The sequence below is a fragment of the Synechococcus sp. H55.10 genome (assembly GCF_047502715.1).
Lineage (GTDB): Bacteria > Cyanobacteriota > Cyanobacteriia > Thermostichales > Thermostichaceae > Thermostichus.
On the sequence record NZ_JANSJJ010000158.1, the window covers coordinates 1 to 14,805 of the forward strand.

General features: G+C 60.9%; 10 protein-coding genes. 4 read left to right on the top strand and 6 right to left on the bottom strand.

The features are described from left to right. Positions 1 to 42: 42 nt before the first annotated feature. Complete coding sequence (locus NW858_RS10080; RefSeq protein ID WP_414332885.1) at positions 43 to 351, bottom strand: gas vesicle protein GvpV; 309 nt, start codon at positions 349 to 351, stop codon at positions 43 to 45. 101 nt (positions 352 to 452) lie between these two features. Between NW858_RS10080 and NW858_RS10085 the strand changes: the two genes are divergently transcribed. Then, a complete protein-coding gene (locus tag NW858_RS10085; protein WP_414332887.1) occupies positions 453 to 947 on the top strand; it encodes a pentapeptide repeat-containing protein in 495 nt (164 codons plus the stop codon). On the opposite strand, the gene NW858_RS10090 is transcribed toward NW858_RS10085, so the two are convergent. Then, complete coding sequence (locus NW858_RS10090) at positions 944 to 1,252, bottom strand: hypothetical protein (protein WP_414332889.1); 309 nt, start codon at positions 1,250 to 1,252, stop codon at positions 944 to 946. The genes NW858_RS10085 and NW858_RS10090 overlap by 4 nt on opposite strands. Positions 1,253 to 1,433: 181 nt before the next feature. On the opposite strand from NW858_RS10090, the gene NW858_RS10095 reads away from it, so the two are divergent. The 3 genes from NW858_RS10095 (at position 1,434) to tenA (ending at position 4,051) form a co-directional block, all read left to right on the top strand. Next, on the top strand, positions 1,434 to 2,165 hold the full coding sequence (locus tag NW858_RS10095; RefSeq protein WP_414520429.1) for an aldehyde oxygenase (deformylating): 732 nt from the start codon (positions 1,434 to 1,436) through the stop codon (positions 2,163 to 2,165). 137 nt (positions 2,166 to 2,302) lie between these two features. Further along, entirely contained in the window at positions 2,303 to 3,328 is a 1,026-nt protein-coding gene (locus NW858_RS10100) for a long-chain acyl-[acyl-carrier-protein] reductase (RefSeq protein ID WP_414332893.1), read from the top strand. A 63-nt stretch (positions 3,329 to 3,391) separates the two neighbouring features. Further along, on the top strand, positions 3,392 to 4,051 hold the full coding sequence (gene tenA, locus NW858_RS10105) for a thiaminase II (RefSeq protein WP_414520419.1): 660 nt from the start codon (positions 3,392 to 3,394) through the stop codon (positions 4,049 to 4,051). A 175-nt stretch (positions 4,052 to 4,226) separates the two neighbouring features. Here tenA and NW858_RS10110 read toward each other — a convergent pair whose 3' ends face one another. The 4 genes from NW858_RS10110 to rpoB form a co-directional block, all read right to left on the bottom strand. After that, positions 4,227 to 4,952, bottom strand: a complete 726-nt coding sequence (locus NW858_RS10110) for a uracil-DNA glycosylase (RefSeq protein WP_414520420.1) — start codon at positions 4,950 to 4,952, stop codon at positions 4,227 to 4,229. After that, a complete protein-coding gene (locus tag NW858_RS10115) occupies positions 4,936 to 8,829 on the bottom strand; it encodes a DNA-directed RNA polymerase subunit beta' (protein WP_414332899.1) in 3,894 nt (1,297 codons plus the stop codon). The genes NW858_RS10110 and NW858_RS10115 overlap by 17 nt, the downstream gene beginning before the upstream one ends. Positions 8,830 to 8,927: 98 nt before the next feature. Then, the gene (locus tag NW858_RS10120) at positions 8,928 to 10,811 is read right to left on the bottom strand and encodes a DNA-directed RNA polymerase subunit gamma (protein ID WP_414332901.1); all 1,884 of its coding nucleotides are present in this window, start codon (positions 10,809 to 10,811) and stop codon (positions 8,928 to 8,930) included. A gap of 97 nt (positions 10,812 to 10,908) precedes the next feature. Then, positions 10,909 to 14,304: a DNA-directed RNA polymerase subunit beta gene (gene rpoB, locus NW858_RS10125; RefSeq protein WP_414332903.1), complete on the bottom strand. Its 3,396-nt coding sequence runs from the start codon at positions 14,302 to 14,304 to the stop codon at positions 10,909 to 10,911. Between the last annotated feature and the right edge of the window lie 501 nt (positions 14,305 to 14,805).

Genomic DNA, 14,805 nt, shown 5'->3' on the forward strand with positions numbered 1-14,805 from the left:
GGCTCTCTGAGAATGGAGCGATGTGATTTAAGTGGGGATCCCTCAATACTCGAAGGTCATGGGCGGGAAGCGGCAGGGACGGGATCTGAGCTTGGCCGGTTCAGAGGCGGGGGCAGGATCCCGAAAAGCTTCTGCCTGCTGCTGGAGGTGTTGCATGGCCTGCTCGATTTCCTGGAGCCGGGACTGAATTTGCCCTTGCCGCTCTTGGATAGACTCCAGCTCCTGGTTGAGGCGCTGCTTTTCCACGGTGAGCTGCTGCATTTCGGCATAGAGGGCGGATTCGGTTTGGCGGCGCGGGATCGAGCGCAGTTTGGGGCGGGGGCGAGTTCGGGGCACACGGGGCAAGCTCATCAGTGGGGATCCCAGAAAACGGCTTGCGCCCATCGTAGCCTGCTCTTGGCGGCCCTTCCATTCCTGGGTAGGATCCAATTCGTCTGGCGTGGAAAACGGCGATGGTAGAAACTGGGGCAGAGCTGCTGCAACGCTACGGCAGCGGCGAGCGCGACTTCAGCAACAGCCAACTAACCGGGGCTGACCTGGCCGGGGCCGACCTGGCCGGGATCGATTTGGGGGGGGCTATTCTCCGGCAGGCCAAGCTGGCCTCTGCCAATCTGGAGCGGGCCTACTTGAGCGGTGCCGACCTCAGCCAAGCCGATCTGCAGGGATCCAACCTGCGCCTGGCCAATCTAGAAAAGGCCAAGTTGCAGGGATCCCGACTGCAGGGAGCCAACTTGCGTGGAGCCAACCTGGCCGAAGCGGACTTGAGCGGTGCCGATCTCAGCCAAGCGGACTTGGCGGGGGCCAATCTCACCGGAACCAACTTAAAGGGATCCCTTCTTGCCCAGTGCAAACTCAAGCTGGCCAACCTGCGCGGGGCCTGCTACGACAGCACCACCCAAATAGAAGCAGATGTCGCCCCGGCAGAGCTGGGCATGGTGCAAGCCTAGAGTTCCGGCTCCAGATCGAGGATCTCCTGGATCTCAGAATGGGTATAGCCCACCGCCCGCAACTTCTCCGAGACCGTCTCAATCTCTTCTGAAGACAGATCCTGTTGCCGTACTCGATCCCAGAGATTGGCCACAATCTGCAGCAGCAAACGGCTGCTTTCCGCCTCGAACAGCTCAAAAGCCGTCGCCAGCTCGATCGCCTGCAACACCTCCTCGGCGCTGCCAATCGGTTGATCGAGGGACTGTTCCTCCAACTCCACCAGCAACTGCCGCAGTTGGTTCAGGCCATCCCCAAGAGCAGACATACAGCAGGCTCCCCAACGGCACCTGAGCACTCACGCTAGCAGACCCCCATTCTGAATCAGAAGGGATCCCACCCATTCTGCAGCAGCTACGGCTATCCTGTTAGAAGAGCGATGCCGTTGCTGGACATCCGCAACCAACAATCCACAACAGCCAAACCACAGCGAGAGGAGATGCATGAGTATGGCCCCGGCGAACGTCCTGCCCAATCCCCCCCAGCCCTTGGCTAGCGAGGGTGGCACCACCCTGGACTACGGCAGCGCGGTTTATCGGCAGGCCTACTCCCGCATCAATGGCATTGTCATCGAAGGGGAACAAGAAGCCCACGACAACTACCTCAAGCTGGCCGAACTGCTGCCGGAAGCAGCAGAAGAGCTGCGCAAGCTGGCCAAAATGGAATTGCGGCACATGAAAGGCTTCCAATCCTGCGGCAAAAACCTGCAAATAGAGCCGGATAGGGAGTTTGCCCTCGCTTTCTTCGCCCCTTTGCGCAACAATTTCCAAAGCGCCGCGGCGGCAGGGGATCTGGTCTCCTGTTTTGTCATTCAGTCTTTGATCATCGAGTGCTTTGCCATTGCCGCCTACAACATCTACATCCCGGTTGCCGATGAGTTTGCCCGCAAGATCACCGAGGGAGTGGTCAAAGACGAGTATTTGCACCTGAACTTTGGCGAGCGCTGGCTGGGCGAACACTTTGCCGAGGTCAAAGCTCAGATCGAAGCGGCCAATGCCCAGAACCTGCCCCTGGTCTGGCAGATGCTGCAGCAGGTAGACGAGGATGTGGAAGCCATCTATATGGATCGCGAGGCCATCGTCGAGGACTTTATGATTGCCTATGGCGAGGCGCTGGCCAACATCGGCTTCAGCACCCGCGAGGTGATGCGCCTCTCGGCCCAGGGTTTGCGGGCAGCGTGACCCAACCCGGTATCCATCCTCTGCTGCTGGACTGGAGTTTCAGCCCGGCTGTCGGGGATCCCTACCTCTCCCGCGTATGGACGTGTTTTGATGGGATCCTGATGCGATCCATTAGTCATGCAAGCGAGTAAACCTCTATGTTCGGCCTGATCGGGCACCTGACCAGCCTGGCTCATGCGAAGCGGGTGGCAGACAAGCTGGGCTATTCCGAATATGCGGAGAGCGACCTAGAGTTCTGGTGCATGGCTCCCCCGCAGGTGGTGGACGAGATTACGGTAACCAGCATTACCGGCCAAAAGATTTATGGGCAGTACGTCGAATCCTGTTTCTTGCCGGAAATGTTGGCGGGGGGACGGGTGAAGGCGGCCTGTCGGAAAGTTTTGAACGCGATGGCTCTGGCCCAGCGGCGCGGCCTGAACATCACCGCTCTGGGGGGGTTTAGCAGCATTATTTTCGAGAATTTCCGCCTTGACAGTCTCAGGCGAGTCCGCAACATCGACTTGGAGATCCAACGCTTTACCACCGGCAACACCCACACCGCCTACATCATCTGTCAGCAGCTACAGTTGGCGGCCCAGCGCTACGCCATGGACTTGGCAGCCGCTACGGTTGCGGTGGTGGGGGCGACCGGAGATATCGGCAGCGCCATCTGTCGGTGGTTGATAGCCCACACCCACCTGGGCAAATTGTTGCTCATCGCCCGGGAGCGGCGGCGCCTAGAAGAGTTGCAGGCCAAGCTCAAGCAGGGGGAGATCTGTTCGCTGGAAGAGGCCCTGCCGCGCGCCGACTTTATCGTTTGGGTGGCCAGCATGAGCCAAGGCATGACCCTCGATCCGCAGGTGTTGCCGGATCCCTGTGTGATCATTGACGGCGGCTACCCGAAAAACATTGCCTCTAACTTGCAACGCAAGGGACTTTACGTCATTGATGGGGGGATGGTGGAGCACTCTTTGGATATTGAATGGAACATCATGCAGTTTTTGAATGTGGCCAACCCGGCCCGTCAGCTCTTTGCCTGCTTCGCCGAGTCGATGCTGCTGGAGTTTGAGGGCCTGTACACCAATTTCAGTTGGGGCCGCAACTTGATCACCCTGGAAAAACTGGATCTAATCGGTCAACTGTCTCGCAAGCACGGCTTCCGCCCCCTTATGCCGGAAGCCTAGCTCCAGCTAGGCCGACCCTCTGAAAAGCGGTAGAAAAATAGACAACGCCGCGAGAGAGCCACCATGTCCCAATCCTTTACCACCCACCTCTGGCAGACGATCGAGCCTATCTACCAACAGATCTTGGATCACCCCTTTAACCGTGAGTTGGCGGCAGGCAGCCTCTCGCGGCAGCGCTTCCAGTTTTATTTGCAGCAAGATGCTCTTTATCTCACCGATTTTGCCCGCGCCCTCGCCTTGATCGGGGCTCGTTCTGAAGGGGCTGAGCGGGTGGTGAGTTTCTTGAACTTTGCCCTGGGGGCCATTGTGGCCGAACGCAGCCTGCACGAGAGTTACTTTCGCCTCTACGACATCCAGCCGGAGACAACCTACGCTCCTGCCTGCTTCGCCTACACCCGTTTTCTATTGGCCTCGGCTGCCTTGGATCCCTACGAGGTGGCCATGGCCGCCGTGCTGCCCTGTTTTTGGATCTATCGCGAGGTGGGATCCGCCATTTACCGCACCGCCAAGCCCAACAATCCTTACCAACAATGGATCGACACCTACGCGGGGGAAGAATTTGCCCAGGTGGTGCAACAGGCCCTCGACCTCACCGACTCCTTGGCTGCGCGGACCACAGCGGCGATGCGGGAAAAGATGACCGCCGCCTTCGTAGCCGCCTCCCGTCTGGAATGGCTGTTTTGGGACAGCGCCTACCGCCTGGAAACCTGGCAGCCGGCTTGATCCCTGCCGGGCCCGGCGGCTCAGCAAGGTAGTCGCTGCCATTGCAAGTGGCTATGAAACAGCCCCTCCGTTGATCTCCAGCTCCCCTCTCCCCTTGGGGCAGAGGGGTTGGGGGTGAGGGGCGGCAACGACTCCAGCCTTTGGCAAAACGTCCGGCCACTGCAGAATCTTTAGCTCAAAACTCGATCAGGGGGGTGGATGGCGGAGATGGGGACAACAACTGCTGCGCCCGCTCAAAGACGGCGTCCAGCATCGCCTCTGTCAACCGCTTGGTGGCCGTGTTGCGGCGGCTGGGGTGGTAAGACGTCAGCAAATAGCGACCCTCTCCCAAAGGAATGACGCAGTTGTGGCCAAAGCGGGGGCGGGGCCTGAGAGGCGGCAAGAGCGCCAAGGTGTAGCGAAAGGCAAAATGGCCCAACGCCAAGATGACCCGCACCTGGGTCAACAGCTCCAGCTCGCGCCTCAGATAGCCCAGGCAGGCTTCGGCTTCTGCGGCAGTGGGACGGTTCTGGGGCGGCGCGCAGCGCACCACGGCTGAGATGTAGCAATCCCGCAATTGCAGGCCATCCTCCCGGTGGATTGAGGTGGGTTGATTGGCAAACCCGGCCCGGTACAGGGCGCGAAATAGCCAATCCCCGCTGGGATCCCCAGTAAACACCCGGCCTGTGCGGTTGCCCCCATGGGCGGCTGGCGCCAAGCCGATCATCCACAGCCGCGCCTGCACATCCCCAAACCCCGGCACCGGTCGGCCCCAGTAGAGTTGGTCGCAAAAACGGGCCACCTTTTGCTGGGCAACCCCTTCTCGCCAAGCCACCAGGCGGGGACAGCGACGGCAACGGACGATTTCAGCTTGCAAAGGGGCCCAATCCGAGAGCTCCAGCGCCTCACTCCTCTTCCTCATCCTCCTCCAGCTCGTCAAAAGCAGGGGTGGAGTCGTCGATGAGCTGGTCGTCTTCCAAGATCAAACGGGGCGGCAGCTCCGGCAGCACGACAGGCTCCTCCTCTTCCTCCGGCTCCGGTTCTGGCGCCATCTCCTCGTAGGTGCTGAAGCCGGTGCCCGCGGGGATCAAACGCCCGATGATCACGTTCTCCTTCAGCCCCCGCAGCCAGTCCGACTTGCCCTCGATGGCCGCCTCCGTCAGCACCCGCGTGGTCTCCTGGAAGCTAGCCGCCGAGATGAAGCTGTCGGTGTTTAAGCTGGCCTTGGTGATCCCCAGCAAGACGGGCGTGTACTTGGCCGGCGCTCCCCCGGTAAAGGCCATGTTGGCATTGGTTTGCTGGATTTCCCGCAGCTCCACCAGCTCGCCCGGCAACAGGATGGTATCGCCGCCGTCATCCACCCGCACCTTCGAGGTCATCTGGCGCACCACGATCTCGATGTGTTTGTCGGCAATCTCCACCCCTTGCGAGCGGTAGACATTCTGCACTTCGTTCACGAAAAAGCGCTGCACCTCCCGCAAAGCCAACTGCGCTGCTTGGTCATCTCCCAAGGTTTGGCGATGGTACTCGTAGTAGATCTCCAAGAGGTCGTGGGGATTGGCGGGGCCATCGGTAAGGGGATCCCCTGCTTGCACCGGTTGGCCATCGACCACGATCAGATTTTGCCCCGGCATCACCGAATACTCGGTAACCGTGCCATCGGCTTCGATGACCCGCAGATCCGGCTCTTCTCCTCGCCAGCTCAGTTGCACCGTGCCGGGCCGCCTGGCCAAAACGCACATTTCCTTGGGCTTGCGGGCCTCCAGCAGCTCCTCGATCCGCGGCAGACCTTGAATGATATCCCCCGTCTTGGCCCGCTCAAACACCAGGAGGGCCAAAGAATCCCCCCGCTGCACCAGATCCCCATCCCGCACCTGCAAAATGGCGCCCGCCGACACCAAGTAGGGCCGTGCCGCCCGCAACACCACTTGGCCATCGGTTACCTGCATCACTTGCCCCGACTCGGGAGCAGGGATCCCCGGAGCCAGCTCGTCTCTGGCCCGCACCAGCGCTCCCACCTCGACGCTGGCCGGGCCCGCCAGGGGCACCGTCAGCAGGTCGTCGTCAGTAACCACCAGAACCCGCCGCACCACTTCTGCGCCCTGGCGGATCCCTTGCACGATCCCGGCTTTTTTGGCCTGAATCTCGGTGCGGGCGATCACATCTCCTCTGGCGATGTTGTCTCCCTCGCTCACCAACAGCCGCGTGTGGGTACTCCCCTGCGTCAGATCTGCTTCCACATCGCGGCGCAGCAGCAGGGTTTCCAGAATGACCAGTTGCAGGCGGCGGATACTGGGATCCTTCTCATCTTGGATCAGCTCAATATCGGCCTTCAGTTGCGGGGCGTCGGTATCGATCTCCAGCACCAGTTGCGTGCGCAGGAGCTCCACCGGCCCCACCGACTTCACGCGCTCTCCATCTTTGAAGGGAACCCGCTGCACCGCCCGCAGGCGAATGGAGCGGCCGGACTCGCTGGTGGACTCCTGGCTGGGCACCGAGGGTCGGTCGGGGATTTCGTACTCCTGCACCGGGCGCAGCAGCAAGCCTGGGCCTTCGGGGGTTTCCACATGCTCCAGATAGACCAGTTGGTCGGGAACGATGCTGCTGAGCACCTGTTGCCCTGGCTGGATGAGGGTGCCGCTTTTCACCTCCAAATCGGCGGGGTTGTCCACCAGATGCAGGGATCCCGGCTTGATGACGATCTCCCGCAAAATGTCGTTTTTCTGGATGACCTCGACAACGCCGGCATTTTGGCAGAAGATGTCCTTCACCACCTCGGTGCCGGCTTCTACGTACTGGCCATCCTCCACGTTCAATAGGGAGATGTCTTTGTTCACCTCATGGGTCTCTTCCGGGATCCACAGCAGGGTGCCACCCTGGATGACTTCGTAACCTTGCTTGGCCTTGCCACGCCGTGCCACCTCAATGCCGGCAAACTTCACCAAGCCCCCCGTCTGGCTGCGGAAGTGGTTGTCGATCAGCTCTGCCACCACTTCGTCGTTGCCCACTTTGGTGCCCGGCGTGGCCTTGAGCACGAAGGTCTGGCCGCTGGCGGTATCCAGCAAAAATTGCTCCCGGCCCTGGTGGGATTCCACCCGCACCCGCGCCTCGTGCAGCACCACAGAAGCGTTGATGATCTCCACCTCGCGCCCACTTTTGGTGTCGCTGCGCTCCGGCAGCCGCACAATGCCGCCGTGCTCCGTCACCAGCGAGGTTTCGGCGATTACATCCCCCGCCTGCACCCGATCCCCGTTTTTCACCACCGGCTCGGCCCCCGGCGGGAGATTGTACACCTGGCCGGACATCACCCAGATCAACCCCTGCCGCTGGGCGGTGTAGGTGGTGTTCCCCTGGCGGTCGGTCTTCTCCTCGATGGGCAGATCGGCAAAGCGAATTTCGCCGGCCAGGTCGGCCACCACCTCTTTCTGGGCTTTTTCGGTGCTCTTGCGGCTGGCCTTGGCCAGCGACACCTCCGCAATTAACTGATCCCGCTGCACCTGGGTTCCGTCCCGCACCAGCAGGGTGGATCCCTGGGTCATGTCGAAGACTTCCCGCTGGCCGTCTGGGCCTTCCAAGACGATTTGGTTGTTCACCTCCACCTGGAGAGCGTCATCGCCGTGGCGGGTGCGGAAGGGGCGGGTGCGCAGGTTTTTCGGGAACCGCACCACGCCGGCAAAGGGGGCGCGAATTTGGCGGGCCACCTCCCCGGTGAACACACCCCCCGTGTGGAAGGTGCGCATGGTCAACTGGGTGCCCGGCTCCCCAATCGATTGGGCGGCGATGATCCCGACGGCCTCTCCCAAATCCACCAGGCGGGAGTGGGCCAGGCTCCAGCCATAGCACATGCGGCACACGGAGCGGTTAGCCTCACAGGTGAGGGGAGAACGCACCATCACCTGCCGGATGCCGGCCTCCACGATGGTTTTGGCCAGGTCGTGATCCACCTCTTGGTTGCGACGGGCAATGATCTCCTGGGTTTGCGGATGCACCACATCCCGCGCCAGCACCCGGCCCACCAGGCGCTCCTCCAAGGACACCACCACTTTGTCCCCGTCCATCAGGTATTCCAGGAGAATGCCCTGCTCGGTGCCGCAGTCGGATTCGCGCACGATCACATCCTGAGAGACGTCCACCAAACGGCGGGTCAGGTAGCCGGAGTCGGCGGTGCGCAGGGCTGTATCCACCAACCCCTTGCGGGCCCCATAGGAGGAGATGATGTACTCGGTAACCGTCAGGCCCTCGCGGAAATTGGTTTTAATCGGCAAGTCGATGATCTCCCCCTGCGGGTTGGCCATCAGGCCGCGCATGCCCACCAACTGCCGCACCTGCGAGACGTTCCCCCTCGCTCCCGAGTTGGCCATCATGTACACGGAGTTGAGGGGATCGTTTTGGCGGAAGTTGCTGAGCATCTCCTCCTTGATCTGGTCGTTGGTCTGGTTCCAGGTGTCGATCACCTTTTGGTAGCGCTCCACCTCTGTGATTTCTCCACGGGTGTAGCGCTCCGTAGCTGCCTCGATCTCCGCTTCCGCCTGGGCCAACAACTGCCGCTTGCTGGGCGGGACGCGCAGATCCTCGACGCTGATGGAGACGGCGGCCTGGGTGGCGTATTTGAAGCCCAGGGTCTTGAGGGCATCCGCCATCTGAGCGGTGCGGGCGGTGCCGTAGCGGGCAAACGACCACGCGATCAGATTGCGCAGCTCTTTTTTGCCGATTTGATAGTTGCGAAAGGGCACAGGGGGCAGAGGGGCCTCGGCGTTGTTACGCGACAGGCCGGCGGAAAGGCGTCCTTTTTCACTCATGATGCCTCGCTGATATGTTCAGCAGATTCTCGACAACGGCTGGGCGATGGGATCCCGACAATCCATCCTTCAAAGAAGAGGACAGCTCGGGAGTGGGTCTAGGCAGACAAAATATCTTGCACCGCCTTGTTAAAAATGATCCGACCTGCCGTGGTGCGCATGTACTGGCTGATCACGTTGCCGTCTTGATCCTCACGGATGCGGCGGTAGTTGGTGATCTTGAGGCGGGTGCCGCCCGCTTCTTCGATAATCTGGGGCTCGGACTCTTTTTCGCCCTTGCCCAGCTCCATCGGGCCGTTGTAGCGCACCCAGATTTTGCTGTGCAGGCCGATGACACCGCGGTCGTAGGCGATGAGAGCATCCTCGAGGCTGGCAAAGTAGCGATCTTCAACCGCGGGCGCGTGGGGGTTATCTGCGGTCAGGTAGTAACATCCCAACACCATATCTTGGCTGGGGGTGATGATGGGAGCGCCGGTGGCCGGGGAGAGGATGTTGTTGGTGGCCAACATCAGCAAGCGTGCCTCCGCCTGGGCTTCCAACGACAGGGGCACATGCACCGCCATCTGGTCGCCGTCGAAGTCGGCATTGAAAGCCGGGCAGACCAAGGGGTGGAGCTGAATCGCCCTCCCTTCCACCAGGATCGGCTCAAAAGCTTGGATCCCCAGACGGTGCAATGTCGGGGCGCGGTTGAGCAAGACGGGGTGGCCGTCGATCACCTCCTCTAGCACATCCCAAACCTGCGGGTCGTTGCTCAGGATCAGCTTTTTGGCGGCTTTGATGTTGTTGACGATGTTCCGCTTGATCAACTTGTGAATGACGAACGGCTGGAACAGCTCGATGGCCATCTCTTTGGGCAGCCCACACTGGTGCATGCGCAGGTTGGGCCCCACCACGATTACCGAACGCCCGGAGTAGTCCACCCGTTTGCCCAACAGATTTTGCCGGAAGCGCCCCTGTTTGCCCTCGATGATGTCCGATAGGGACTTGAGGGGACGGTTGTTGGCCCCCGCCACCACGCGCCCCCGCCGACCGTTGTCGATCAGCGCGTCCACCGCCTCCTGCAGCATGCGCTTTTCGTTGCGCACAATAATCTCCGGCGCCATGATCTCCTGCAGCCGGGCCAGGCGGTTGTTGCGGTTGATCACCCGGCGGTAGAGATCGTTGAGGTCGCTGGTGGCAAAGCGGCCCCCATCTAACTGAACCATCGGGCGCAGATCGGGCGGGATCACCGGCAGCACCCGCAATACCATCCACTCCGGACGGGATCCGGTGGCGATAAAGTTATCGATCACCCGCAGCCGCTTGATCAGGCGCGCCCGCTTCTGGCCGCGAGCACCGGCGATGTCCTCCCGCAACTGCTCCGCCTCTTTTTCCAGGTCGATATCCTTGAGCAGGCGTTCGATGGCCTCTGCCCCGATCATGGCCCAGTTCTCCGGCAGTTGCAGCTCCGAGCCCTCCTCGTACATCTGATCCTCGATCTCGAGGTATTGATCCTCGGTCAGCAACTGCTTGTAGGAAAGATTGGGGGCGTTGCCGGGATCCACCACCACGTAGGCGTTGAAGTAGACCACTTGCTCCACATCCCGCAGCGGCATATCCAACAGCGTGGCGATGTGGCTGGGGATCCCTTTCAAATACCAGACATGGGTGACGGGGGCAGCCAACTTGATGTAACCCATGCGGTGACGGCGCACCCGCGACTCGGTCACCTCCACCCCACAGCGCTCGCAGACGATCCCCCGATGCCGCACGCGCTTGTACTTGCCGCAGTGGCACTCCCAGTCTTTGGCCGGCCCAAAGATGCGCTCGCAAAAAAGACCATCCATCTCCGGCTTGAGGGTGCGATAGTTGATGGTCTCCGGCTTGGTGACTTCCCCCACCACTTGGCCGTTGGGCAGGGTGCGCTGGCCCCACTCCATGATCCGCTCTGGAGAAGCCAAGCCGATTTTGACATAGTCAAAGCGTTGCTCTGTTTTGGCCATCGCCGTTGTTCTCCTGACTTGTTGCCCTGCTACCTAAACCCAAGGGAGAGGTAAACACCACCCTCCTTCACAGGTCGAATGGGATCCCGATCGACAATCAAAACTCCTCTTCCTCTTCTCCGTCCTCATCTTGGCTGCGGCTGGCGAAGGTAAAGGCCGCCCCAGGCGATAGGGAAAGATCCTCAGGCGTAACCGACTCATACGTGGGTCGAGAGGGAGTGTGACGGTTGGAAGTATCGGCCATCAGATCCACCTCCACATTGCGGGTTTGGCCCTCGTTGTCCGTCTCCACCTTGTGGACCGAAACATCCAGACAGAGGGACTGCAGCTCCCGTACCAGCACCTTGAAGGACTCCGGCGTGCCAGGCCGAGGGATGGGCTTGCCCTTGACGATGGCGTTGAGAGCCTCGTTGCGACCCACCATGTCGTCGGACTTGACGGTGAGCAGCTCCTGCAAGATGTAGGCCGCCCCAAACGCTTCTAGAGCCCACACCTCCATCTCGCCAAAGCGCTGGCCACCCTGCTGCGCCTTGCCCCCCAAAGGTTGCTGGGTCACCAAAGAGTAGGGGCCGGTGGAGCGGGCGTGGATCTTGTCGTCCACCAAATGCACCAGCTTCAACATGTAGGCGCGGCCCACCGTAACGGGCTGGTCGAAAAGCTCCCCGGTGCGACCGTCAAACACCTGGATCTTGCCGCAGTACTTACCTTCTGGGTTGAAGATCCAATCTTTGCCGGTCTTTTCTCGGGCCTCCCGCAACTTGGCCTCCACCGTCAAACGCGAGGCCTCCAAACCATGCATCTCGTCGAAGGGCATCAACTTGAAGCGCACTCCCAAATGTTCTGCTGCCCAACCCAGGAGGCACTCATACACTTGGCCCACATTCATGCGGGAGGGAACCCCCAAGGGGTTGAGCACCACGTCCACCGGTGTGCCATCCGCCAGGTAGGGCATGTCCTCGATCGGCAAGATGCGGGAGATGATGCCCTTGTTGCCGTGGCGGCCCGCGATCTTGTCCCCCACTTGAATTTTGCGCTTGAGGGCGATGTAAACCCGCACCACCATGTTGGCGCCCGGAGGCAGCTCGTCCCCCTGCTCACGGGTGAAGATGCGCACATCCACCACCCGACCGCGCTCGCCGTTAGGCACACGCAGGGAATTGTCCCGCACGTCGCGGGCTTTTTCCCCGAAGATGGCCCGCAAGAGTCGCTCCTCTGGTGGCTGATCCGACTCCCCTTTGGGAGTGACTTTGCCCACCAAAATATCGCCGGCCTCCACCCAGGCCCCAATGCGCACAATGCCGTTTTCGTCTAGGTCGCGCAGGGCATCTTCCCCCACGTTGGGGATCTCGCGGGTGATCTCTTCAGGGCCTAGCTTGGTTTGCCGGGCCTCGATCTCGTGCTTCTCGATGTGAACCGAGGTGAAGACGTCGTCGTAGACCAGCCGCTCGCTGATCAAGATGGCGTCTTCGTAGTTGTAGCCCTCCCAGGGCATGTAGGCCACCAGCACGTTTTGACCCAAAGCCAGCTCGCCCCCTTCTGTGGCAGGGCCGTCCGCCAGCACCTGCCCGGCTACCACCCGATCCCCCGCGTAGACAAGAGGACGTTGGTTGAGGCAGGTATCTTGGTTGGAGCGCTGGTACTTCTGCAGACGATAGACGATGGGATCCCCGCCATCTTCGGGCCGCACCACAATTTCATCGGCAGAAACGTAGGTCACCACGCCGTGGGTGCGCGACACCACCACCATGCCGGAGTCCCGCGCCGCCTGGGCTTCCAAACCCGTGCCCACATAAGGCCGATCCGGCTTCAGCAGAGGCACCGCCTGCCGCTGCATGTTCGCCCCCATGAGGGCGCGGTTGGCGTCGTCATGCTCCAGAAAGGGAATCAAGGAGGTGGCCACCGAGATCACTTGCACCGGCGCCACCTGCACATAGTGCACTTCCGTGGGGTGGGCGGTGGTGAACTCTTGACGGTAGCGCACCGGCACCAAGTCGGCGGTAATGCGGCCTTCGGCATCCACCGGCACATCCCCCGGCGCCACGCGATACTCGTCCTCCTCGTCGGCGGTGAGGTAGACCATGCCCAGGTCTTTGCGCACCACGCCGTTTTCGACACGGTAGTAGGGGCTTTCGATGAAGCCGTACTGGTTGACGCGGGCGTGGGTGGCCAGGGATCCAATCAGCCCGGCGTTGGGGCCTTCGGGAGTTTCGATGGGGCAGATGCGTCCGTAGTGGCTGGGGTGGATGTCCCGCACGGCAAAGCCTGCCCGTTCCCGACTCAGGCCGCCCGGCCCCAGAGCCGACAGCCGCCGCTTGTGGGTCAGCTCCGCCAGCGGGTTGGTCTGATCCATGAACTGGGAGAGCTGGCTGGAGCCGAAGAACTCCTTGATGGCCGCCACCAAGGGCTTGGGGTTGACCAAAGAGGCCGGGGTGAGGTTTTCCGACTCCGAAACTGTCATGCGTTCGCGGATGATCCGCTCCAGGCGATTCAGACCCACCCGCACCTGGTTTTGCAAGAGCTCGCCCACCGAGCGCACACGGCGGTTGCCCAGGTGGTCGATGTCGTCCACATGGCCGATGTCGTACTCCAAGTTAATCAGGTAGTCGATGACGGCCAAGATGTCCGGGACGGTGAGCACCCGCACGTTTTCCGCCACGTTGAGATTGAGCTTTTTGTTGAGCTTGTAACGCCCTACCCGGCCCAGGTCGTAGCGCTTGGGATCGAAGAAGCGGGACTCCAGCAACTGCTGGCCGCCGGAGACGGTGGGAGGCTCGCCGGGCCGCAACTTGCGGTACAGCTCCATCAGGGCCTCTTCTTCGCTGTAGTGCCCCTCTTTTTCCATGGTTTTTTGGAAAAATTCGGGGTGGCGCAGGCTGTCGTAGATCTCCGAGTCGCTCAGGCCCAAGGCTTTCAGCAGCACCGCCGCCGAGAGCTTGCGGGTTTTGTCGATGCGCACCCACACCAGGCCGTTTTTGTCGGTCTCGAACTTCAGCCAGGCGCCCCGGTTGGGGATGAGGCTGGCGCTGTAGGTGCGGCGGCCGTTTTTGTCCAGTTCCGACTTGTAGTAGACGCCGGGGCTGCGCACAATTTGGTTGACGATCACCCGCTCGGCGCCGTTGATGATAAAGGTGCCGCGATCCGTCATCAAGGGCAGTTCGCCGATGAAGACGTCCATGTCCTTGATCTCGCCGGTCTCCTTGTTGATCAGGCGAGTGGGCACCCGGATTTGCGCTTGGTAGGTAGCATCCCGTCGCTTAGCTTCCTCAGGGTCGTAGCGCGGTTTGTTGATCTTGTATCCTTTGGAAGGATCCCCAGGGCGATATTCGGGCAAAAAGTGCAGCTCCAGCTTGCCCGTGTAATCGACGATGGGGGAAAAGCTGAGAAGCTCCTCTTCAAACCCTTCTCGCAAAAACCATAAAAAACTCTCCCGCTGAATCTCTACCAGGTCAGGAAAGGTAGGAGCGGCAGGGGATGGCACTGCTAATTGTGTCATGCGTTGCTCGGGAGGGGTCGCGCTGCAGTCAGGCCTTTCATTATAGAAACCCCACCAACGATCGTCAACGAACGTTACAAGGGCCGAGGGGGCATCCGGAAAGTTTGGGCAATGGCACCTGGGATCCCACCCAAGCTGCCAACCTTAGGGCGATCCCCAACTTAAGGATTGTTCACATCCATTCACACTCAGGCAGATTATTCTAATCGTTGACCGTTGGGAAGTCAGCCGCTGCTCCGACTCCGCTTGCCGGTCGTCAACAGGGATCGGAAAAGTGGGGTAGGCCTAGAGGCTGAGTCGAGTCGTTATGAGGGCGCGCTCAGCCTGTTAGGGGGGTCTGGTCTGCGTCGCGGTGACCAGAGGGGTTCCCCGGCAGGATCTACCTTCATCCAGATGAGAAGGGGTTGAAATGGGTTTACACAGCTTCTCAGGCCAGGGCGATCTTTATTGATGTTTTTGAAAACAACTGGACACAAGCAGCCGTCTTTGACGAGGAGGGTT

Coding starts and splice junctions, on each gene's coding strand:
- NW858_RS10080 (WP_414332885.1), bottom strand. CDS start 351: ATGAGCTTGCCCCGTGTGCCCCGAACTCGCCCCCGCCCCAAACTGCGC.
- NW858_RS10085 (WP_414332887.1), top strand. CDS start 453: ATGGTAGAAACTGGGGCAGAGCTGCTGCAACGCTACGGCAGCGGCGAG.
- NW858_RS10090 (WP_414332889.1), bottom strand. CDS start 1,252: ATGTCTGCTCTTGGGGATGGCCTGAACCAACTGCGGCAGTTGCTGGTG.
- NW858_RS10110 (WP_414520420.1), bottom strand. CDS start 4,952: ATGAGGAAGAGGAGTGAGGCGCTGGAGCTCTCGGATTGGGCCCCTTTG.
- rpoB (WP_414332903.1), bottom strand. CDS start 14,304: ATGACACAATTAGCAGTGCCATCCCCTGCCGCTCCTACCTTTCCTGAC.
- NW858_RS10120 (WP_414332901.1), bottom strand. CDS start 10,811: ATGGCCAAAACAGAGCAACGCTTTGACTATGTCAAAATCGGCTTGGCT.
- NW858_RS10115 (WP_414332899.1), bottom strand. CDS start 8,829: ATGAGTGAAAAAGGACGCCTTTCCGCCGGCCTGTCGCGTAACAACGCC.
- NW858_RS10100 (WP_414332893.1), top strand. CDS start 2,303: ATGTTCGGCCTGATCGGGCACCTGACCAGCCTGGCTCATGCGAAGCGG.
- tenA (WP_414520419.1), top strand. CDS start 3,392: ATGTCCCAATCCTTTACCACCCACCTCTGGCAGACGATCGAGCCTATC.
- NW858_RS10095 (WP_414520429.1), top strand. CDS start 1,434: ATGGCCCCGGCGAACGTCCTGCCCAATCCCCCCCAGCCCTTGGCTAGC.